Origin of the sequence: Streptomyces sp. NPDC048566 (assembly GCF_043199735.1) — a bacterium.
Taxonomy (GTDB): domain Bacteria; phylum Actinomycetota; class Actinomycetes; order Streptomycetales; family Streptomycetaceae; genus Streptomyces.
This window is the reverse complement of record NZ_JBICWL010000012.1, coordinates 116,440-137,485: the sequence shown is the minus strand read 5'-3', so window position 1 is coordinate 137,485 and position 21,046 is coordinate 116,440. Positions and strand designations below refer to the sequence as shown.

General features: G+C 70.6%; 17 protein-coding genes and 3 pseudogenes. 6 read left to right on the top strand and 14 right to left on the bottom strand.

Features of this window, described 5'->3' with window-relative positions; all coding sequences use genetic code 11:
* Nucleotides 1-8: 8 nt before the first annotated feature.
* Both ACGFS9_RS19970 and ACGFS9_RS19965 read left to right on the top strand, forming a co-directional pair.
* Nucleotides 9-476: pseudogene (locus ACGFS9_RS19970) on the top strand (hypothetical protein); the annotation flags it as partial.
* A gap of 11 nt (nt 477-487) precedes the next feature.
* Nucleotides 488-1,247: pseudogene (locus ACGFS9_RS19965) on the top strand (flavoprotein); the annotation flags it as partial.
* A gap of 38 nt (nt 1,248-1,285) precedes the next feature.
* Here the strand turns inward: ACGFS9_RS19965 and ACGFS9_RS19960 are convergent.
* Nucleotides 1,286-1,651, bottom strand: a pseudogene (locus ACGFS9_RS19960) (transposase family protein); the annotation flags it as partial.
* Here ACGFS9_RS19960 and ACGFS9_RS19955 point away from each other — a divergent pair.
* Nucleotides 1,644-1,952 (top strand): hypothetical protein, encoded by a 309-nt coding sequence (locus ACGFS9_RS19955; protein ID WP_393254860.1) that lies wholly within the window; start codon nt 1,644-1,646, stop codon nt 1,950-1,952. The pseudogene ACGFS9_RS19960 and the gene ACGFS9_RS19955 overlap by 8 nt on opposite strands.
* An 88-nt stretch (nt 1,953-2,040) precedes the next feature.
* Here ACGFS9_RS19955 and ACGFS9_RS19950 read toward each other — a convergent pair whose 3' ends face one another.
* Complete coding sequence (locus ACGFS9_RS19950) at nt 2,041-2,283, bottom strand: hypothetical protein (protein ID WP_393254858.1); 243 nt, start codon at nt 2,281-2,283, stop codon at nt 2,041-2,043.
* 173 nt (nt 2,284-2,456) lie between these two features.
* Entirely contained in the window at nt 2,457-3,347 is an 891-nt protein-coding gene (locus ACGFS9_RS19945; protein WP_393254857.1) for a S41 family peptidase, read from the bottom strand.
* A 411-nt stretch (nt 3,348-3,758) separates the two neighbouring features.
* Here ACGFS9_RS19945 and ACGFS9_RS19940 point away from each other — a divergent pair, with 411 nt between their 5' ends.
* On the top strand, nt 3,759-4,166 hold the full coding sequence (locus ACGFS9_RS19940) for an FKBP-type peptidyl-prolyl cis-trans isomerase (RefSeq protein ID WP_393254856.1): 408 nt from the start codon (nt 3,759-3,761) through the stop codon (nt 4,164-4,166).
* Between the two features lie 398 nt (nt 4,167-4,564).
* On the opposite strand, the gene ACGFS9_RS19935 is transcribed toward ACGFS9_RS19940, so the two are convergent.
* The 4 genes from ACGFS9_RS19935 to ACGFS9_RS19920 form a co-directional block, all read right to left on the bottom strand.
* Nucleotides 4,565-6,205 (bottom strand): M4 family metallopeptidase, encoded by a 1,641-nt coding sequence (locus ACGFS9_RS19935; protein ID WP_393254854.1) that lies wholly within the window; start codon nt 6,203-6,205, stop codon nt 4,565-4,567.
* A gap of 415 nt (nt 6,206-6,620) precedes the next feature.
* Nucleotides 6,621-7,997: an MFS transporter gene (locus ACGFS9_RS19930; protein WP_393254852.1), complete on the bottom strand. Its 1,377-nt coding sequence runs from the start codon at nt 7,995-7,997 to the stop codon at nt 6,621-6,623.
* Nucleotides 7,994-10,006, bottom strand: coding sequence for a PEP/pyruvate-binding domain-containing protein (locus tag ACGFS9_RS19925; protein WP_393254850.1), 2,013 nt, complete (start codon nt 10,004-10,006; stop codon nt 7,994-7,996). The genes ACGFS9_RS19930 and ACGFS9_RS19925 overlap by 4 nt, the downstream gene beginning before the upstream one ends.
* Nucleotides 10,003-11,376, bottom strand: a complete 1,374-nt coding sequence (locus ACGFS9_RS19920) for an acetyl-CoA carboxylase biotin carboxylase subunit family protein (protein WP_393254849.1) — start codon at nt 11,374-11,376, stop codon at nt 10,003-10,005. The genes ACGFS9_RS19925 and ACGFS9_RS19920 overlap by 4 nt, the downstream gene beginning before the upstream one ends.
* Before the next feature lie 299 nt (nt 11,377-11,675).
* Between ACGFS9_RS19920 and ACGFS9_RS19915 the strand changes: the two genes are divergently transcribed.
* Nucleotides 11,676-12,716, top strand: coding sequence for a helix-turn-helix transcriptional regulator (locus ACGFS9_RS19915; protein ID WP_393254847.1), 1,041 nt, complete (start codon nt 11,676-11,678; stop codon nt 12,714-12,716).
* Between the two features lie 159 nt (nt 12,717-12,875).
* Nucleotides 12,876-13,412 (top strand): YcxB family protein, encoded by a 537-nt coding sequence (locus ACGFS9_RS19910; RefSeq protein WP_393254845.1) that lies wholly within the window; start codon nt 12,876-12,878, stop codon nt 13,410-13,412.
* 154 nt (nt 13,413-13,566) lie between these two features.
* Here the strand turns inward: ACGFS9_RS19910 and ACGFS9_RS19905 are convergent, their stop codons facing one another.
* The 7 genes from ACGFS9_RS19905 to ACGFS9_RS19875 form a co-directional block, all read right to left on the bottom strand.
* Complete coding sequence (locus tag ACGFS9_RS19905; protein ID WP_393254843.1) at nt 13,567-14,778, bottom strand: globin domain-containing protein; 1,212 nt, start codon at nt 14,776-14,778, stop codon at nt 13,567-13,569.
* Nucleotides 14,779-14,879: 101 nt separating this feature from the next.
* Entirely contained in the window at nt 14,880-15,317 is a 438-nt protein-coding gene (locus tag ACGFS9_RS19900; RefSeq protein WP_393254841.1) for an RrF2 family transcriptional regulator, read from the bottom strand.
* Between the two features lie 154 nt (nt 15,318-15,471).
* Nucleotides 15,472-16,761: a cyanophycinase gene (locus tag ACGFS9_RS19895; protein WP_393254840.1), complete on the bottom strand. Its 1,290-nt coding sequence runs from the start codon at nt 16,759-16,761 to the stop codon at nt 15,472-15,474.
* Nucleotides 16,762-16,868: 107 nt separating this feature from the next.
* Entirely contained in the window at nt 16,869-18,083 is a 1,215-nt protein-coding gene (locus ACGFS9_RS19890; protein ID WP_393254838.1) for a M20 family metallopeptidase, read from the bottom strand.
* Nucleotides 18,080-18,844, bottom strand: a complete 765-nt coding sequence (locus ACGFS9_RS19885) for an amino acid ABC transporter ATP-binding protein (RefSeq protein ID WP_393254837.1) — start codon at nt 18,842-18,844, stop codon at nt 18,080-18,082. The genes ACGFS9_RS19890 and ACGFS9_RS19885 overlap by 4 nt, the downstream gene beginning before the upstream one ends.
* Nucleotides 18,841-19,800, bottom strand: coding sequence for an amino acid ABC transporter permease (locus tag ACGFS9_RS19880; protein ID WP_393254835.1), 960 nt, complete (start codon nt 19,798-19,800; stop codon nt 18,841-18,843). The genes ACGFS9_RS19885 and ACGFS9_RS19880 overlap by 4 nt, the downstream gene beginning before the upstream one ends.
* 2 nt (nt 19,801-19,802) lie before the next feature.
* Nucleotides 19,803-20,747: an ABC transporter substrate-binding protein gene (locus ACGFS9_RS19875; RefSeq protein WP_393254834.1), complete on the bottom strand. Its 945-nt coding sequence runs from the start codon at nt 20,745-20,747 to the stop codon at nt 19,803-19,805.
* Nucleotides 20,748-21,046: the final 299 nt, after the last annotated feature.

The window sequence follows — 21,046 nt, the reverse complement described above, 5'->3', positions numbered from 1 at the left end:
GAGATCCGATGGCGGCCGACGACAGGGTCGATGACACCCGCGGGCCGATGCGGCGGCGGAAGCGAGGGAACAGCGTGGCCAATCTCGTCTACAAGCGGGTGTCGACCGACCAGCAGTCCATCGCCCGCCAAGACCTCGCCCTCGCCCGAGGCCGGGATCGAGGACCCGGTCGTCTTCGAGGAGGACCCGGGCACCTCCAGCCGCCTCCACCCCTCCAGCAGCCGAAGTTCGGCAAGCTGCTCACCTACGTGCAGCGGGGCGACACCGTGCACACGTCCGAGATGCAGCGCCTCGTGCACGGCAATCAGCACATCCTCGATGTCCTCGAAGTCGTGCACCGCGACCAGCTCGCCCTGCGCATCCACGATGGCGCGTTCTCCGCCATGGACCTCACCGCCCGCCATCCGCGCACGGGCGAGCTGGTGTCCACCGTGAAGTTCATGGTGCAGATCCTCGCCGCCGCCGGCGAACTCCAACGCGACCTCCAGCGCGAGCTGACGTACGACGGACTACGCACCGCCGAGGCCAACGGCAGCCGTTCGTCGTCCACGTCGCCTACGCCGACGGCGGCGAGGAGCGACTGCCGCCCGCGCGGTCATCGACGCCTCCGGCACCTGGCACACCCCCGGCCCCGCCGGCGGCAACGGACTCGCCGTCCTGGGCGAGCGCGCGGCGATCGACCGCGTCACCTACCGCTTTCCCGACCTGCAGGACCCGGCCGTCCGCGCCCGCTACGCGGGCAAGCGCACGCCGTCGTCGGCTCCGGCGCCTCCGCCTTCACCGCGCTCGCCAACCTCGCCGACCTCGCCGACCTGGACCGAGCCGAGGACGGGAGCGGCACGAAGAGCGGATGGATCCTGCGCCGCCGCATCTCCGGTTCCACCTACGGCGGCGCAGAAGCGGACCGGCAAGCGGCGCCCCGCCGGGGCCGCCGTCGACCAGGGTCACACGCACGCCGTCACGGGCTTCCGCACCGCGGCGATCGGTGACGGCGACGGTCGCCTGGTCCTGACCGCCTTCCGCCCCGTCCTGTCGTTCCAGCCCGAGATCCGCCTCGGGCTCGCCGAACGCCTCCAGGCTCCCGTCGAGCTCGCGCCGCCGATCGACCCCAAGCAGCACTCCTGCGGCACCCCCCTCACGGCCGCGGCGAACTCTCCCACTCCGAACAGGGCGTCTGCCTCGTCGGCATGAAGTCCTACGGCCGCGCCCCCACGTTCCTCGCCATGACCGCCTACGAGCAGGTCCGCTTGCCGACTCAAGGCGCGACGACGTTCACCACGCCATGCTCGGCGTTCGTGCGGTCCCGGGTGGGGATCAGGGTGCCGTCCACGATGAGCACGGCGTCCTTCGCGAACCGCTTGCGCGGCCGGAGCGCGAGCTTGGGTCCGAGGTGGTCGATGATCCGGTCGACCACCGACTTCGAGATGCCGAGCAGCGGGGCGAGCTGGCGCATCGTCAAGTTCGTGCGCCAGTAGGCGACGACCAACAGGATGCGGTCCTCCAGCGGCAGCCCCCAGGGGGCGCCCGCGATGCTCCTTGGCCGCAGTCTCGCGGCGCAGAGCCGTCACCAGCTCGCGAAACAGCGTGGGCTCAGCCCGGTGAACGGGGCTGTCCGGGACGGCTCCGACGCTACAGTGCATGGCGTGGACATACCCCACGACGTTCCCCACTGGTCCGTATGGATCATGATCGGCGTTGCGTCCCTGCAGGCCATCGCCCTTGTTCCCATCAGCGGCCGACTGCGTGCCTCGGATCCCGTCGTCCGCTCTTCTGCGCGCTTGGATCTCCTGGACGCCGTGGGCAGTCTGCTGGCTTTCGGTGGCTTCGGGCTGACGCTGAAGCTGGCGGAGTCCTGGTTCTGGCTCGGGTTGGCCGGCTTCGTCCTCGTGACGACCGCGTACGGAGTGAAAGGCGTTCGCCTGCTGCGGGCGCGTCGCCGTTCCATCGGCTGACGCTCGCGGCGTACTCGGCAGCCGCGTTCAGGGCATACCAATACCCGGAGGCCCTCCCGAAGGATTCGGGAGGACGCCGCTTCAATGGCTAAGACATGTACGCCAGCCACTCCCAGTCGCCGGGTCGGGAACGCAGCCGGATGATTCCCTGCTCAAGGCAGTCGCTTAGGCTGGAAGATTCAGCGCGAACGAGCCCTTCGGGCCCTAGGCCAGGACCCGACATCACCAAAGTCCAGGGCTCGCCGCCTTCCGCCATCCTCTCGTCATCCACCTTAAGAATCACGGTGATGCCGGAGCGGCCCAACTTCTCCATGAGCTGCTCGATATTCATTCGTTGCGCTCCCATCAATGGCTCCTCAGAGTGGCCGCGATGCCACGGACGTCGTGGAGTTGCCCCTTACCCACCCTGTCGATGACACTTCGGAGCTCGGCAGAAGTTGGGCCACTGAGGCCCTCTTCACGAAATGCCAAGCGCAGCGCCCCGGTTGCGGTTGCTCGGAACAGCTACGCAGCGCGCCGCAGTGCGTCCTTGCGTGCCGCCTCGAGCGCCTGATCAGAGGGGGCGGCGAGGTCCGGCACCACGCCCACGCCCTCCCAGTTGGTCCTCGTGACGGTGCTGATCGTCCGGGCGGTCGGTACGGTGACTGAGATGTGTTCCGTCACCGGGTGCCGGGCGGTCGGGTGAGCACCACCCCGGGTCGTCTCGCCGACGAGAACGGCCCGCCCGTGCGCCTGCAGGGTGTACGCCACGTCCTCCCCTCCCGAGAACGTGATGGCACTGGTGAGTACATACACGGGGCGGTCGAGGTAGCGCGGCGCGGGCAGGTGCGAGGCGGTCCAGTACTGCCGAGTGAAGCCGGTGGAGCGCTCGTAGATGTCGTTGAGGTGCACCTGGTCGTCAGGGAAGAAGTAGCTACACCACATGGCGGCGCCCTCAGGTGAGCCACCGCGGCACTCACGCAGATCGAGGATGAGCGCACTGGTGCGGGCGACGAGTTCCATGGCCGCACCGATCGCGCGGGCGCCGTCGCCGGCGTCGGCGATCCGCCGGATGTCGAGGTGGCCAATGTTGCCCTCGAGGTGCTCGAAGCGGTGGATGCCCTGGTTCTCAGCCCTCAGCATTGCGAGGAAGGCCGCTCGGCCTTCGTCCTCGTCCGCCGGATCCGTGGACTGCGGCTCGTCCTGCCAGAGCAGTCTCAGGTGCTTGTCCGGGCAGACCTCCTGCAGATGGGCGGTCACGGCCTCGCAGAGCGCGAGGCCGGTCAGCGTGTCGTACGCCCCAGCAGCGAGCTGACGTCGGATCGCCCCCTCGATCTCCACGACTCGCTGAGGGAAGACGTATCCGGACGTGATCCGGTCCAGAGCCAGACCGACTATCTCTGCGTTAGTGTGCATGGCTGAGGAGCATAAGCTCCTGTCCGCGCCGGACGCCCTGAATTTCGCAACCCCCAGACCTCACTGACGTTGTCTCAGCGGTGATCGCTTCCAGATTCGGTTGAGTGCGAGGGAGACGCGGGCGACGTCACCGATCCGGCTGGGGCTGACAGTGACGTGCTGCAGAGCGCGCCAGCGTTGCTTGATGTCGGCGGCTGCACGTTCGCCGAGGGCTCGTATGCCGGGCGTGTTCGGCCAGAACGTTGATGCCTTCGTGCAGGTAGCGGTAGCCGGTGGTCGGAGTTGAGTCCGGCCGGCGACATGGCGAGCTCCTGAAGGACGTCTACGGGGACGCTTCTTGCAGGTCAACGATGTCCCGCGCCGCACATCGCCGGCCTGTGTCCGGTACCAGCGAAAGGAAAAGGGGTCGACATGAGCGAAGTGGACAAGCCCGTGGTCGTCGTGCCGGAAGGCGCGGCTCCTGCCGAACTGACCGTCCGGGACCTCATCGTGGGTGATGGGGTCGAGGTCAGACCCGGCATGGTGGTCCGGGTTCACTACGTCGGGGTGACGTTCGAGTCCGGGGAGGAGTTCGACGCCTCCTGGGATCGGGGCGAGCCGTTCAAGTTCGCCCTGGGTGGCGGCAAGGTCATCAAGGGCTGGGACCGGGGAGTGAGAGGGATGCGAGTGGGCGGTCGGCGCGAGATCATCGTGCCGCCGCGTCTCGGATACGGCGACCAGTCGCCCTCGCGGCTGATTCCGCCGGGCTCGACCCTGATCTTCGTGGTGGACCTGCTGGACGCCTACGCTCACGCGACCGGATGGAGCAAGGCCCCGTAGTCGTCCGAGGTGCCGGTGAAGCGGAAGCCCAGACCGGTCACGCGTATGGCCGGCAGCCCACCCCCTCCGGACGGCGCCCGATCCCCTGTCCCGGCCCCGTTCCGGCGATGCGGTCCGTGCCCACGACGGAGTCGGTCCGGAGCCAGTTTGCCACCGCCTCGATGGGGGTGCCCGTGGCCCGGGGAAGGACAGGCGGGTCGCCCGTCTCGACGTCGGCCCTCGTGTCCAGGAACTGTCGGGCCATCAGCGAGCCGAGCATCACCGTACGGTGGAGACGGGATGCCACCTCCCGGGACGCCGGCTCAAGTCGGGCTGCGGACGGGTGTACGGACACGGGGGTGGCACCGGGCAGGAGCCCGGTGCCACCTCGCATGGAAGGCTGGCTGGAGCCGGTGGGCTCAGTGCACGTCGACCCCGGTCCAGGCCGCCTCGACCGCCTTGTACTCGGCGCTGTCGGCGCCGTACAGGTCACCGGCAGCGGACAGTGTGCCCGTGCGGGCCCCGGCGTAGTCGGTCGTCGACGTGAAGTAGCTCGTCAGCGCCTTGTACCAGATCTGGAGGGCCTTGTCCCGGCCGATGCCGGTGACGGTGGAGCCGTCCTTGGTGGGCGAGTCGTAGTCGACGCCGCCGATGGTCTTCGCGCCACTGCCCTCGGACAGCAGGTAGAAGAAGTGGTTGGCGACGCCCGACGAGTAGTGGACGTCCTCATTGCCGACGGAGGAAGTCCAGTAGTCGGCGGAGCCGCCGTCCTTGCTGGGCTTGTCCATGTAGCGCAGCGGGCTGCCGTCGCCGTTGATGTCGATCTTCTCGCCGATGAGGTAGTCGCCCGGGTCGGTGCTGTTCTTCGCTGCGAACTCGACGCCGGTGCCCATGATGTCGCTCGTGGCCTCGTTGAGGCCACCCGACTCACCGCTGTACTCCAGTCCCGCGGTGTTGGAGGTGACGCCGTGGCTCATCTCGTGGCCGGCGACGTCGAGCGAGGTCAGCGGGTCGCTGTCGCCGGTGCCGTCTCCGTAGGTCATGCAGAAGCAGCTGTCGTCCCAGAAGGCGTTCACGTACGCGGTGCCGTAGTGGACGCGGGAGTAGGCGGCCGTGCCGTCGTTCTTGATGCCGTTGCGGCCGAAGGTGTCCTTGTAGAAGTCCCAGGTGGTCTGCGCGCCGTAGGCGGCGTCGGCCGCGGCGGTGGCGGCGTTCGTGGTGGTTCCGTCGCCCCAGGTGTCGTTGTCCTGGGTGAACAGGGTGCCGGTGCCGCTCTGCTTGTGGTCGAGGTCGTAGGTCTTGTGGCCGCCGCGGGAGTCGTCGGTGAGGGTGTAGGACGACCCCGACTGGGCCGTCGACAGGTCGACCTTGCCGCTGTAGTGGGTGTTGCCGACGCCCGTCTCGATGCCCTGGTACTGGAAGAGCTTCTTGCCGGTCGTGGCGTCGGTGATGACGTGCAGCCGGTTCGGGGTGCCGTCGTCCTGGAGGCCGCCGATCACGGTCTCGTAGGCGAGGACGGGTGTACCGTTCGCCGCCCAGACGACCTTGCGTGGGGCGCGGTCGGTGGTGGCCTTCGCCGAGCCCTTGTCCTTCGCGAGGCTCAGCGCCTGGTTCTGTGCCGTGGTCGCGGCGATCCGCGGTGTGAGCGTGGTGAGCTTCAGCTTGGCCTTCGTCGCTCTGGTCACCCCCTGGGTGCTGCCGGAGGCGGCCGTGTGCACGATCAGGTCGCCGCCGAGCACCGGGAGGCCCTGGTAGGTGCGCTCGTAGCGGGTGTGGACGGCGCCGTCGGCGTCCTTGACGACATCCTTGACGACCAGCTTCTCCTTGGCGCCCAGGCCTATGTCCTCGGCGGTGCGGGCGACCCCGGCCTGCGCGGTCCGGATGAGGCCGGTGCGCGCGGCGGCCGACAGGGCGACGGGCGCGGCCGACGGTCGTGCGGAGTCGGCGGTGAGCCGGGGTGCGGCAGACGCCGTGAGTGGGGTGCTCATCAGGGCGGCCGCGGTGGCGGTGGCGATGGCTGCCGCGAGGGTGATGTGGTGACGTGTGGTGCGGGAGGTCATGCGAGCTCCGGTTCCGTGGGGGGATTTTTCCGGCCGTGCGAAGACGGCCGGTGTGAGCTACATGAAGGGCACACCCCGGCAAAGCAGGGGCATGACAATCGGCGAACAGCGTCCACGCCTCATCAATTCGCCTTGCAGGGATCTGAATTGGCGGTGACACCCAGAGAGAACCTCAGGTGACGGCGGTCGCGCCATACAGGTGGATCACAAATGACAACAACCCCACGGCGCCTTCACGCGGGACATACAGCCCTTTACGTCTGTGGACGCCGCGCGAAGTCGTTGAAAAGTGTGATCACCGCAGAGCCGGGCCCGGCACGCGACTGCTGCCCGCCGCGGACCCCGTGGGGGCTGCGGCGGGCAGATCGCCTATGTCGATTGTCTGTCGAGTTGCCGGCCCGCTTCGGGCTCCGGGTCAGGGTCGGGGCGCCGCTCCCTCGTCGGCGGGCAGGGCGACCGGTTGCCGCTCCGGTAGCCGGCCGGGCCGCCGTGGTTCCGGCTCGGCGCCCTTCGCCCCGCCGGCGGCAGGCTCTGTCCGTCGATCTCGGCGCACCCGGCGCAGCGCCGCGTGCAGGAGGAGAATGAGCACGCACGTGACGGCAGCCGACTGCCACAGCAGCGCGTCCAGCCGGTCCGCCGCCAGGTAGGCGCCCGCGGCCACCGCGGCCAGTGCGCACACCCCGCGGTCCACGATGCTCTCCACCGACAGCAGGGTGGCGCGCGGCGCGCCCTCGGGGATCGCGTCGTTGATCAGTTTGCGCTGCACCGGATAGCAGAAGCCGGTGAGCGCGGCGAACACGCACAGCAGACCGGCGACGGCCCACGGGCCTCCGATCGTGGTGCCCGCCAGCGTGGCCGCGAGCGCCACACTCAGCAGCGACACCCAGGCCGTCGGGGAGATCCGGGAGCCCAGCCACCGGGGGCGCGCCGAGGCTACGGCCTCCGCGACCGTCATCGCCGCGAGCACCGTGCCGTGGCTGCTCTCGGCGATGCCGTGGTGCAGGAGCACCGGCTGGAAGAGGTTGACCTGGCAGATGCGCGACAACGTGAAGACGCCGACGCCCTGCACCATGAGCAGGACGAGCCACGGTGACGCGCGCAGCGTCCTCAGCGCGGCTGCCGTGTCGCGCAGCAGCGCCGTGCCGCGTCGCCCGGAGCCGTCCGTCGCCTCGCGGGGGCCGCGCGGAACGGCCCGTGGCAGCGCGAGCGCGCATCCGAGCGAGCCCGCCGCGCTCACCGCGCTCAGCACGTACGGGGACTGCGGAGCCAGCGTCATCAGCGGCCCGACGAGCGGCCAGCAGACCACCTTGGCGGTGAGCCCCAGCGCACGCGCCGTCCCTTCCGCGCGGAGATAGTGCGCGTCGGCGCCCTCCGCCCGCAGCCCGTCGTACAGACAGGCGCTCGCCGCCCCCGAGGTCAGGGAGCGGCCGGCGGCGATGGCGAGGAAGTGGAGGAGGAAGCCCGTGTAGGAGGGCGAGAACACCGGCATCAGGTTCGCAGCCGTCATGACCGCCGCGCCCGCCCACAGGCAGTTGCGTGCGCCGATGCGGTCGGCGACGAGCCCGGTGGGGATCTCGAAAAGGCAGAAGGCGATGTAGTAGACGCTCTGGATGCCGAAGATCTGGCCGTCGGACAGGCCCGCGTCGCGCTGGTAGGCGTAGAAGACGGGCATCCACCACAGCAGGTTGAACAGCAGCTGGAAGCCGTTGTTGAGGCGGATCACCCGGCGGGCGGCCGGCGTCAGGTCCCCGTGGTCCGTCCGGCGCCACCGCGCGGGAAGGTGGCGCCTCATCGGGCGTACGGGCGGACCTGGACCAGGTGGAACGCCCCCTCCGCGGTCATCAGCCACTCGATGTCCAGCGCCTCGTCCGGGTCGTCCGTGCCGAAGTGCGACTGCAGCAGCCGCCCCGCCAGGGCGAGCCGGGCCAGCGCCGCCCTCGTGTCGGGGGGCAGGTCCGTTCCCGACGATCCGACGGCGACCGTCCGGCCGCCGCCCTCGACCGTGTTGTAGAGGTACTGGTGGGGCAGGACCGTTCCGTCCACGACGTGTTCGGGGGAACCGGGCGTGCAGTTGATGTACACGTTCCGGAAGTCCTCCCGACGGGTCGGGTTGCAGGTCACCAGGACTCCCCCGAGGTCGGCGGGCGTGTACTCCTGGATGATCACCCCCATGTAGGTGTCGTCCAGCGGGATGCCGACCTCGTGCCGCATCCGCACGCTGCGCGGTGACACCAGGGAGGCCCAGACGTGGACCACGGCGTCCAGCAGTTGCCGCGCACCGCGCACGGTCGTCACCGAGTCGTAGATGCCCGCCGCCGAGAATCCGGGCAGGTCCTCGGCGTTGGAGGAGGAGCGCACGACGAGCCGGCGGTCGTCGGCCAGCAGCTGCGGTACCGCTCCGGTGATGGCTCGCGCCACTTCCTCGGGTACCGGCGTGCCGCGCATCAGGTGCTGGAGGTCCAGGCAGAGGGAGTCGATCATGTCGAGCGCGTCGAGTTCCAGCGCCATCTTCAGCTTGCCGATGCCCTGCTGGAGGGCGGGCGATGAGGTCAGGTAGAGGTGGTGGAGGTGGAACGGCAGGGCGACGCCCCGCGGTGCCCGGACCGTTCCGGCCACGCGTTCGGCCGCCAGGGCCCGCAGGCGGGCCAGCGGGGCTCCGGGCTCGCCGAGGCGGGCTCCGAGGTGGGCGAGCAGGTCGGGCCGCGGTGGACGCGGGCGGGCGTAGAAGGCGGTCAGGTCCGCGGTGCGGCGGTCCAGCACGTGGTGCAGTTCGCCGAGGTGGGCCGCTTTGGTGCCGTGGCTGTCGCGGTCGTCGACGCGCAGCCGGTGCAGGTCCAGGACGGGCGCGTCCCCGATGAGGGGCGCCGCGATGTGGATGCGCTGGGTGTCCCAGACCGGCCGCTCCAGTGCCGGGGCGGCCTTGAGCCGCTCCAGGGTGACGGTGTCCTCGCGCACGCGGTACGTCACCCACGCGCCGTCCAGGGCGTGCCGCTCGACGAGAGCGTCGAGGTCCCGGACGATCGCGTTCGGTATGCCCCAGCCCGAGGCCAGCACGTTGGTGTGCGAGAGCGGTGTCGTGGGGGCGGTGTTGACGAATCCGGCGACCCGGGGCACGTCGTCGGGCAGGCCTGCCATGGCGACGATGTCCGACCAGCCGAGGTCCGCGGCTGCGGACCGGTACTCCCGGGCGCTGCGGAAGTACCGCAGACGGCCCTGCGCCACGCCCGGGTTGAGGCAGGTGCGGGTGCGGGTGCCGAACAGGTCCTGGCTCAGGATGCGCGGGAGGCGGGCGTCGCCGATCGCGGCGAGTTCGTGTTCCTGGCCGTGGTTCGCCGGCTTCAGGAGCAGGGGGAGGCGCCCGTCGACGCGGTGGCGGACGTAGTCGTAGAACTCCTGGAGCAGGGCGCCGTGCATGGTGTCCGCCTCGGTCGTCTCCAGGACGAGGAAGGGCCGGTCGGTGCCGTCGGGGTCCTGGTCGCTGTGCAGGGACAGGACGCCCAGCAGGAAGCGTCGGTCCGGCGCCATGTACACGGAGGCGTTGAAGGCGTCGAGCTGCGCGTCGAGCTGCTGCGGTGTCATGCCGAGGACGCGCGTGGCGATGTAGTCGACGTGGAACGGGTGCACCCGGGTGTCCAGTACGTGCCAGGTGTCCTCGGCCCGGTCGACCACGACCTTCAGGTACGGGTGTCCGGCGAGGACGCCGGAGAGCGTGCGGAACAGCGGCAGCGAGAGGTTGACACCGACGGCGGTGCCGTCGCCCGCCGCTTCGGGGGCGCGCGAGGTGTCCTGCGCGAGCGTCATGCGCGGACCTCCTCGGCGGCGTAGCCGGGCAGGATGTCCGGCAGGGCGTCCACCAGGGCGGCGAAGTCCCGGACGACGCTCTGCGGCCGGTCGGCCGACAACAGGCAGAGCCCCGCCATGGTGTTGGCGCCGCCCGCGGGATCGTAGACGGGCACCGGCGAGCCGTCCGGCAAGGAGCTCTCCCGGACCACGGACAGCGTGCTGTCCTCGCCGACCGGCGCCGCGCGCAGCACCGCCGAGGAGTCCCACCGGGCGCGGCGCTCCCACGGGGTGCCGTCACCGTTGACCGCGAGCACCACCAGCGACCCCGCGGCGCGCCCGGCGTCGGCGCGGGTCAGCGCCCGCGTGGGCCAGGCCGGCGCACGGCCGAGCAGCTGGTCGGTGAACAGGCCGACCAGATCGAGGCCGAAGACCTCTTCGATCTGGGGCACGGTCATGGCGCCGCCGAAGCGGGCGGCGGTCTCGATGACCCACATCCGGCCGTCCGCCCCGAGTTTGATCTCGGTGTGGGTGCCGCAGTTCTCCAGCCCCAGCGCGTCGACGGCCCGCCGCGCCAGCTCCACGATCCGGTCCTGCGCTCCCCCTTCGACCGCGGCCGGCGTGATGCCGGCGCGCTCGGTGAACGGCGCCACCGTCGGCATGCGTCCGCTCAGGCACACCGGCCGGAACTCGCCGTCGACGACGGCGCCTTCGACGCTCACGTAGTCGCCCCAGCCGGGGCCGTCGAACCACTCCTCGGCCTGCCCGGAGACGATCTCCTCGACGATGAAGTCCTCCGACGCGCCCCGCACGTGCAGTTCGGCGAAGCCGAGTTGCGCCGACTCCGCCATCACCTGCCGCGATCGGCTCCACGCCTGGTGCGCCTGCGCGGGCTCGTCGATGATCTGGTGCGCGGTCGACCCGGCGCTCCAGGCGGACTTCAATAGTAGAGGACATGACAATTCACGGGTCGCCTGCTCCAGTTCGGCGAGACCCGCGACGGCGCGGAACCGGGGCTGCGGCACACCCCGGCGCTCCCAGGCGGCACGCATCAGCCGCTTGTCGCGGGCCAGAGCGGCGGCGGACCCGGCCCCCCTCAGACCGAGCCGCCGGCACGCCTCGGCGACCGCCACCACCGCGTACTCCGAGAAGGTGACAACCGCCTCCGCCCCCACCTCGCGCGCCCGGGCGGTGATCACCTCGACGAGATCCCGTTGCTCCGCTGCGGACGGCGCGACCACCGAGGCGCACAGCCGTGCCGCATCCTCCGCCACCCCCTCGGGCAACTCGCTCAGCATCAGCAGATGCGCCGTGGACCTCGCGGCCACCCGCGCCAGGGCATGGCCCACCGGGGGGCCGCCCTTGGCATGCACGTACAGCACCTGGCTCATGCGAATCCATCTCCCTTGAAGTCATGGCGGTTGACGCCGCAAACACCCATGCCCGCCGTCCGCCTCCTCTCAAGCGAACCAGTCCGAACTCGCCCTGTACCCAGCGCAGTCGGTTCATCACTCAGGCAAACGCCCTATTGGCAGGGGCGGTTCGCGCCGAGTGAAGGTTTCGTGATGCGCTAGCGCACAGCTGGTGCAGGCAGCACGGGTGACCGGCGCCCCCTGCTCCGGGAGGTGCTACGGCTTACACGCGAAGCGTCACCAAACGTCACATAGTGCAAATTTGAAGGAGTTGGGCCGTGAGCAAGACGGAGTCCGGGACGCGGCCGGTTCATCCGGCCGGACCACCCGACCACAACCCGTTCGTCGCCCTCGCCGAACTCGCACCCGCCGCCGCGTTCATGCGCGACCGCACAGGCCGCTACGTGTGGGCCAACCACGCCTACGCCCACCTGTACGGAACGACCCGCGACGCGGTGATAGGCCTCCACCTGTCCGACATCGACGAACCCGCCGACGTCGACCGCTTCCTCGCCATGGACCGACAGGTGCTGACCGACGGCAAATCGGTGCGGCACACCCTCACCTACCGCCGCCCCGACGGGTCCCGCGCCCACGCCGCGGGCTACCGCTTCCCGGCCGCCTGGGGCAGCGAACGCTGCGTCGCGGGCATCTACGTCGACGTGACCGACTACGTCCGTGCGACGGACCAACGGCACCGGGCCGAAGCGGACCTGCGCGCGCTCCGCGACCACAGCGGACTGGCCTGCGTCAGACTGACACCGGACGGACGGGTGAGCGAGGCGGGCATCGCCGCGGCGGAGGTCCTCGGCGTCCGCCTCTCCGACCTGACCGGCGTCCGCGCCGACGCGTTCCTCTCCGACCCATCCGAGCACGTCGACCTGTTCCGGGCCTGGCACGATCTGACGAGCGGGCGACGCAGAAGCGCCCGCGCCTCCGCGGTGCTCGTCGCGGGAGAGGGCACACAGCGCCGGGCCCGCGTCCACCTGACGGCCGTCGGCGCGCCGGCGACCGGCGTGACCGGCGTGTGGGCGGTGGCCACCCGCCTGGGCCGTCGCCGGCAGACCCAACCCTCCCCGACCCCCGCCCAACTCCGCATCATCACCCTCCTCGCGGCCGGTCGCAGCAACACCGACATCGCCGAGGAACTGCACCTGTCGCGGCAGACGCTGGACTACCACCTGAGCCGGCTGCGCCTCCTCCTGGAGGCGCCGACGCGCCCCGCACTGGTCGCCCGCGCCTACGTCCTCGGCCTCCTCTCCCCCACGGCCTGGCCGCCACGGCCACCGGGGGCGGCGCGTCCCTCCGGCCCGGTGTGACCGATGACCGGTGACCGGTGACCGTGCCAACGCCGGGTCGACGCATCGGAAAGCGCTGCGACCACGTCGTGACCGGACCGAACGGATATCGCGAGCGTGAGCGGTCGCATCGCCCGCTACCCTGACCTCGTTTGATCACGAAGAGTCCAAGGGGGGATCGTGGAGGAGCAGGCGAAGGCCACGCTCGGAGAGCACGTCGAGCTGGAGTACGAGCTGACGCGCCAGGACATGAAGCAGGCGCTCAAGGCGCGGGCCAAGGCGTCCGGCCGCGCCCGGCGGACACAGCGGTTGGCCGTGATCGCGGTCGCGGCGCTCGTCGGGACAGCGGCCGTGCCGCTGGCGAAAGGGGAGGCCCCCGACACGCAGTCGCTGGTGATGGCCGGCCTGGTCGTCGCGGTCGTGTTCGTGCTTCAACCCTGGCTCATGGCACGCCAGTTCCACGCCATCGCCTCCCGGAACGGGACCTACCGCGCCAGGGTCGACGACTCCGGCGCCGGCGTCGCCAACGAGGGAGGCTCCAGCCAGGTGAACTGGACCGCCGCCCCGCACTACGCCGAAACCCCCGACACCTTCGTCCTGCTCAGTGGAGACAAGAACGTCTCCTGCCTGACCGTGCTCCCCAAACGCGGCGTACCGGACCCGCAGGACGTGGACGCGCTCCGCGCGCTGCTGGACCGGCACACCCGCAGACTCTGACGCCGGGCGCCGACTGCGTTCCCGCACTTCATCCGCCGGGACCTGCCGCACCACGCGAGGGCACCGATGCCGGAGCCGGACGCCGCGCCGGAAGCACCACGGCGTCGGCCTTGACGAACGGGCGGGACCGAGGTGTTCACGGCGAGCGGCTTCCTCAGACGGCGACCTCCGATTCCCGACCGAGCCACATGTCGGGGCCGAAGACCTCGTAGTGCACGTTCTCGGCGGACAGGCCGCGGGTGAGGAGTTGGGCCCTGACCGCCTTCATGAAGGGAAGGGGGCCGCAGAGGTACGCGTGCGTCCGCTCCGGCAGGGCGATCGGTGCGACGTCCACGAATCCGGTGCGGTCGCCGGCGTCGGCCCCGTGGGAGTCCTCGTACCAGAAATGGGCCGCACCGTGGGGAAGTCGACGTACGAGGTCCTTCTGCTGCTCCCGCAGCGGGTGGTGGGCCGGGGAGCGGTCTCCGTGCACGACCGTGACCGGCCCCCGGTGCCGCCGCGCCACCAGATGCTCCAGCATGGCGTGCAGCGGGGTGCAGCCGATTCCCGCCGAGGCGAGCAGCAGGGGAACGGTGGTGTCCTTGACGGTGAGGTCGCCGTAGGGGGCGGAGAGTCGCAGCGTGGTGCCGGCGTGCGCGTGTTCGTGCAGGTGGTGGGAGACTTCCCCGTCCGGCCCCTCACCGCGAACGCGCTTCACCGTGATGTACCGGACGTCGGACGCGTCGGCCGCCCGCGACAGGCTGTACTGGCGTATCTGACGTGCCCCGTCGGCGAGTTGCACTTGGACCGAGACGTATTGCCCGGGCTGGAAGGAGGGCGGCCGGAGGCCGTCGGCGGGGGTGAGTGCGAGCGTGACGACGTCCTGCGCCTCCGCTGTACGGGACGTGACGACCCAGTCGTTCCAGGTGTCCCCCACGAGGACGCCGTGCTGGGCGTACAGGCGGCGCTCGATGCCGATGAGAGCGTTCGCCATCAGCCAGTAGACGTCGTCCCAGGCCGCGGCGGCCTCAGCGGTGAACGCCCCTCCGAGCACCTCGCCGATCGCGGCCGTCAGGTGGTCGTGGACGATCGGATACTGGCCGGCCGTGACCCCGATGGACGCGTGCTTGTTGGCGATGCGGTCGAGCATCGCGTCAGGCCGGCTGTGCGGCCGGTGCACGAGGAGGCGGGCGAATCCGGCGAGAGCGGCGGCGAGAGCCTGCTGCTGGGTTCCGGCGGCCTGGTTGCCTCGATTGAACAGGTTGCGCAGCAGTTCGGGATGGGCGTCGAAGAGCCGCCGGTAGAAGCGCTCCGAGATCTCCCCGAGTGCACCTTCCACCGCGGGAAGGGTGGCGCTGACGACGGCGGACGATGTGGGGCTGAGCATCGGTGCTCCTCGGAGATTAATATGCATCTGACACTCATATTTGAGTGCAGCGTCGCCGACCCGTCGACCCGGGCCGGAGGATGGACCATTCACGCCTGCGGTCAGGGGTTGACCGCCACCAGGCCGACCAGGACGGGGCCGGTCGGCGACCGGGTGAGGTCTTCGACGGTCAAGGGGTCGAGGGACGCGTAGAAGGCCTCCTGGGCCCGTCGCAGCGCACCCCGCAGCCGGCAGGAGGAGTTGAGCGGGCACGGCGTCGCGCCCTCGCAGTCCACGACGTCCCCCTCGCCCTCCAACCGCCTCACCAGGCCGCCCACCGACGCCCGCAGCCCCGCCGCGGTGATCCGCAGTCCTCCGCCGCGACCGCGTCGCGACTCGACGAGCCCCAGGCGCTGCAACTGGGCGGCGACCTTGGCGAGGTGGGAATAGGGCACCTGCATCGCGTCCGCGATCTTCGCGATGGTCGACTCCTCCTCGCCGATGACGGCAAGGGACATGACGACCCGCAGGGCGAGGTCGGTGGACTTGGTGAGCCTCATGAGCCCACCCTACCCTTAACTTTCATATGAGATGCAAGTTAAAGCCTCCCGGCTTCCACACCGACCCGGCAACGGTCGACCGCACCTACGGAGGGCGCCCGAAAGCGCGCTGTGGGGGGACGGCGGGGCCGTCCCCACACAGTGGTGCCGAGGGCTACTTCGGCGCGATGTCGACGCGCAGCCCGATCAGGGTCTGCGGGGTGTTCGCGGTGTCGGTCCACGCCGTGAAGCCGTGCGGCTCGGTGAGCGTGACGGTGAAGCCGGGGCCGCTTTCGTAGGTGGTCGCGGTGGCCCTGGTCTGAAGGCGGGCGGCGAGCTGGCGGGTGGTGGTGCGCAAGGAGTAGGGACTGCCGTCAGGGTTGGCCGCCGAGTAGAAGACGTCGGTGTTGGCCGGCACCGAGGTGGCGTCGTGCGGGGTCAGGGGCCTCTTGTCGGGGGCCGGACGGGGGGTTCCGGTGCGGGCGGCGTAGTGGTCGCCCTGGGTGAGGTAGGTGTAGCGGGCGTTGCTCAGGGACCAGCCCGCAGCAGTGGTCCGGGCATGCGCGCGCCGCAGGTCCAGGACGGCGACGCCGTTGGTGCCCAGGACCGTCATGCGCTCGTCCCGGCTGCCCGGGTTGTCGACGACGAGGGCGGTGTTCTCCTCCAACGCGTAGACCCGGTCGTGGTGGGTGTCGGCGGCCAGTCGCAGGGCGCGGCCTTCGCGTCCGTAGGCGCCGGTGTGGGTGTCGACCAGTCCCGAGCGCAGGAAGCCGAAGCCTCCGCGCGGGATGTAGCCGAGGCGGGTGGCGTCGTCGAAGTAGCCGGGGCTGCTGCCGTCGCGCAGCGCTTCGTAGGATTCGCCGCCGCTGACCATGTCGGGACCGGACGCGATCTGGGCGCCGGCGGAGGACCCGGCGACGACGGCTCCCCGGGCGAGCTTGGCACGGATCGCGGCGAGGACCTTGGAGTCGGTGTGCCGGTCGCCGTTCAGGAGCGTGGTGACGTAGCGGTACTGGTCTCCGCCTCCGAAGAAGAAGCCGGTCATGGAGTCGACCTGGGCGACGACGTCGGCGGAGTCGGCGTTCGCGATGTGGTCGAGGTCGATGGGGATCCACTGGGCGTCGGCGGCGCCGTGCTGCTTGAACAGGTCCGCGTAGTAACGGCCGTTGCAGGCGGAGTTGCTGCACCGCTGCGGGTCGCCGGCGTCGGGGTCCTGGCTCTCGGGTACCGAGGCGGCGGTGATGACCCCGATGCGGGCCTTCGGTCCCCCGGCGCGATCGATGATCTCGCCGTAGACCCGGCTGTTGTCCTCCTTGAGTGCGCCGCCCACGAGGACGAGCGAGCCGGCGTGGCCGGCGTGGGCGGGTGCGGCCTGCGCCGCGGGGGTGGCGGACAGGACGCCGAGGACGAGTGCGGTGCCGGCGGCGAGGGCGACGCGGCGTGGCGGTCGAGGGTATGCGCGCATGGTGCCTCCGTGAGTGTGGTGGGTGATGGCGCGGGTGCCGGCCCGATGACGGGGTCGGGGGCGGGGCCCGCGGTGGGGAACGTGCCGGGCCGGGTTCGGCGCCGGGGTCAGGAGATGTCGCCGGACCTGCCGAGCGACGCGATCAGGCCGGCCAGCATCGCGACACGCGGCGCGACGGTGGAGGTGTCGAGCCATTCGCCGGGGGTGTGGTCGGCCCCGCCCACGGGGCCGAGGCCGTCGAGCGTGGGCACTCCCACACCGGCGATCAGGTTGGCGTCCCCGACCCCGCCGGTGGCCGCCGCGCCAAGCGGCATCCCGTATCCGGAGGCGGCCCGGCGCGCCGCTTCGAAGACGCGCCGTGAGGCCGGCGTGTCCTCCATCGGGGGGCACAGGTCGACCTGCTCGACGGCGACGGAGGTGCCGGGCACGGCGGGGCGGGCCGCCGCCTGCCGGATGGCCGCGATGGCACCGCTCATTCCGGACGCGGTGGCGGCGCGGACCTCGATGTGCAGTTCGGCCTCGGCGCACACGATGTTGGGGCGGGTGCCGGCGCGGACGACTCCCACGTTGAGGGTGACGTCGTCCCCGTGCCCGTTGAGTCCCTGGAGTGCCACCGTCAGGTGGGCGGCTGCGAGGGCCGCGTTGGCCCCGCGCTCCGGCTCGATGCCCGCGTGCGCGGCCCGGCCCGTGACCGTCAGCCGGAAGTCGGCGACACCCTTGCGGGCGATGACGAGGTCCCCGTTCTCCCGGGCGCATTCGAGACCCAGGCCCACGTGCACGCCCCGCGCGGTCCGTTCGATGAGCGGCCTGCTGACCAGGGAGCCGATCTCCTCGTCGGGGGTGGCGAGGAACACGATCTCCGCGAAGTCCTCGACCGAGGCGTCCTGCAGGACCTCCAGGGCGGTGAGTCCGGCCAGGAGGCCGCCCTTGTCGTCGCTGACGCCGGGGCCGTAGGCGATGGCTTCGCGCAGGTGGAAGGGGCGGGCTTCGGCGGTGCCGTCGTCGAAGACGGTGTCCATGTGGGCGGCGAGGAGAATCCGGCGGCCGCCGGCGGCGGCGTCGAGGCGGCCCTGCTTCCGGCCGACGAGGGCATCACCCGCCTGATAGCGCGGGTCGGCGGGAAAGCTCACCCGCTCGACCTCGCACCCGATGCGCGCCAGCCGCTCCTGGACCCAGTCGGCCACCTTGTTGACGCCGTCCGGGCTGTAGGAACCGGAGTCGATCGACACCAGGTCGCGGAGGTCGGCGAGGTACGCGGCGTGACGGGCGCGCGCCCGGCTCAGCAGCTCCGCACCGGACAGCCGGCAGGGAGGCGCGTTCACAGGACCTTGGACAGGAAGGCGCGGGTGCGCTCCTGCTCCGGGTCGACGAGGATCTGCCGGGGATCGCCCGCTTCGACGACGACGCCCTGGTCCATGAAGACGGCGGTGTCGGCGACCTCGCGGGCGAAGCCGATCTCGTGGGTGACGACGACCATCGTCATACCGTCGGCGGCCAGGCGGCGCATCACGTCCAGGACGTCGCCGACGAGTTCGGGGTCGAGGGCGGAGGTGGGTTCGTCGAACAGCATGAGTTTGGGTCTCATCGCCAGGGCTCGCGCGATGGCGACCCGTTGCTGCTGGCCGCCGGACAGCTGGGCCGGGTAGTGCTCGGCGCGGTCGCCGAGACCGACCTGCTCCAGCAGGCGCCGCGCCTCCTCCCGGGCCGCCGCTTTCGGCACCCGGCCCACCTTGACCGGAGCCTCGACGATGTTGTCGAGCGCCGTCATGTGGGGGAAGAGGTTGAACCGCTGGAAGACCATGCCGATGTCGCGGCGCCGTTCGGCCACTTCCCGCTCGCGCAGTTCGTGCAGCTTCGTGCCGTGCTGCCGGTAGCCGACCAGTTCGCCGTCGACGGTGAGCCGGCCGCCGTCGACCTTCTCCAGGTGGTTGACGCAGCGCAGCAGCGTGGACTTCCCGGAGCCCGACGGGCCCAGGAGACAGCACACCTGCCCGCGGTCGACCGTGAGGTCGATCCCCTTGAGGACTTCCAGCCGTCCGAAGCTCTTGCGCACGCCCTCGGCGCGCACCATGGGGACGTTCATCGGCCGTTCTCCTTGCTGTTCCTGCCGATCAGTCCGGTGGCCCCGGCCAGCATCCGCTGGAGCGGGGTCACCTGGCCGCCGGAGGTGCCGCGGCCGTAGCGGCGCTCCAGCCGCGCCTGGGGGATGCTGAGCAGGGTGACGAGTGCGAGGTACCAGAGGCTGGCGACGATCAGCATGGGGATGACCTGGTAGTTCTGCGCGTACACGTCCTGGATGTTCGACATGAGGTCACGTGCCGAGATGACCGAGACCAGGGCGGTCATCTTGAGCATGTTGATGGTCTCGTTGCCCATCGGCGGGATGATGACGCGCAGGGCCTGGGGCAGGACGATGCGCCGCATGGTGAGGGCGGGCCGCATGCCCAGGGAGTGAGCGGCCTCGGCTTGCCCGTGGTCGACGGACTGGATGCCGGCGCGGACGATCTCGGAGGCGTACGCGGCCTCGTTGAGGCCGAGCGCGAGCAGCGCCGCGATCGCGGGGGTGAGCAGGGTGTTCGTCTCGGCCTGGAAGAAGGTGACGTCGGTGAAGGGGACCCCGATCTTGACGTTCTTGTACAGGGCCCCGGCGTAGCCCCAGAAGATGATCTGGACGAGGAGCGGGGTGCCGCGGAAGACCCAGACGAAGAGGTTCGCGAGGCCGTAGAGGACGGGGCTGGTGGACAGCCGCATCACGGCGATGAGGGTGCCGAGGCCGAGCCCGAGGGCCATGGCGGCGGCGGTGAGCCAGAGGGTCGTGGCCAGGCCGTCGAAGATCAGGGGGGCGAAGAGGTAGCTGCCCACGACGTCCCAGTGCAGGTTGTCGTTCTTCGCCAGGGAGCCGATCAGTCCCACGAGCGCCAGGATCGACGCCGCCGCGGCGACCCAGCGTCCGTAGTGGCGGACGGGGACCACGTCGAGGTCGGTTGCGGTCGGCTGGGGGGTGGAGGTGGTCGTGGAGGAGGGTGTCGTCGCGATCATCTTCAGTCGACCGCCGCGTTCCTGGTGGCCTTCTGGACCGCGATCGAGGCGACACCGTACTTCGTGTAGATCTTGGTGACGGTGCCGTCGTCGATGAGGGACTGGAGGGCCTTCTGGATGGCGTCGGTGAGTTCGGGCAGCCGCTTGCTGACGGCGATGCCGTTGGGCGAGGCGTTGTACCCGCCAGGCGCGGCCGGGTCCTCGACCAGGTCGAAGGCCTTGCCGGCGTCCGCGGTCTTGGCGACCCAGCCGGCGGCGGGCTTGGTGAGGACCTGGGCCGCCACCTTGCCGGAGCGCAGCGCGAGCTGCGCGTCGGAGTCCTTGGGGAAGGTCTGGATCCGCACGGACCCCTTGCCGGCCTTGGCGCACGCGGCCTGGTGGGTCTTGAGGAGGTCGAGTTGGTTGGTCGCGGCCTGGACGGCGACCTTCTTTCCGCACAGGTCGTCCAAATCGGCGATCTTGTCGGGGTTGCCGTCGCCGACGAGGATGCCGGACCCCGACTGCGAGTAGTCCACGAAGTCGACGACCTGCTGACGTTCCTTGTTGTCGGTGATGGCCGACATGGCGGCGTCGAACTTGCCCGCCTGGATCGCGGGGACGATGCCGTCGAACTTCTGCGGGGTGTAGGCGAAGGTCACGCCGAGCCGTCCGCCGAGGGCTTGCCCCAGGTCGTAGTCGAGCCCGGTCAGGGCGCTCTCGCCCTCCTTCACGAACATCTCGAAGGGCGGATACGGCACGTCGGTGGCGACGCGGACCTTGCCCGCCTTCTTGATGGCGTCGGGCAGCATCGCGTGGAGGGCGGGGTCCTTCTTGATCCGGACACCGTCGACGGTGACCGTCGCACCCGCGGCGGGGGCGGGATCGGTGTCTCCGCATGCGGCGAGTACCGCGAGGGCCGTGGTGGTGACGGCGGCAGCCGCAAGGCCGCGGGTAACACGAGCGTTCATCGGAGTCGAACCTCTCGAGGATTTCAGCCGACGACGACTTCAAGCCGCCGGGTCTCAGCACGGAAGTTACAGATTCAACGCCGAGTTGGCTAGATGTATCGCACGTTACGTTGACGTAACGCGGTCGACTCCACCCCGCGACACCGACCTTTCACCATGTCAGGGCACATCGGCGGATGACGTGAGCCGCCATTGCCGCGAAGTGGGGTCGTACATCTTCCGTCCGATCCGAAGTATCTGTAAGTTCCGCTACCAACTCAGCGCCCGGAGGCACGTTCCCGGTCGCCCGGTCGCTCCGG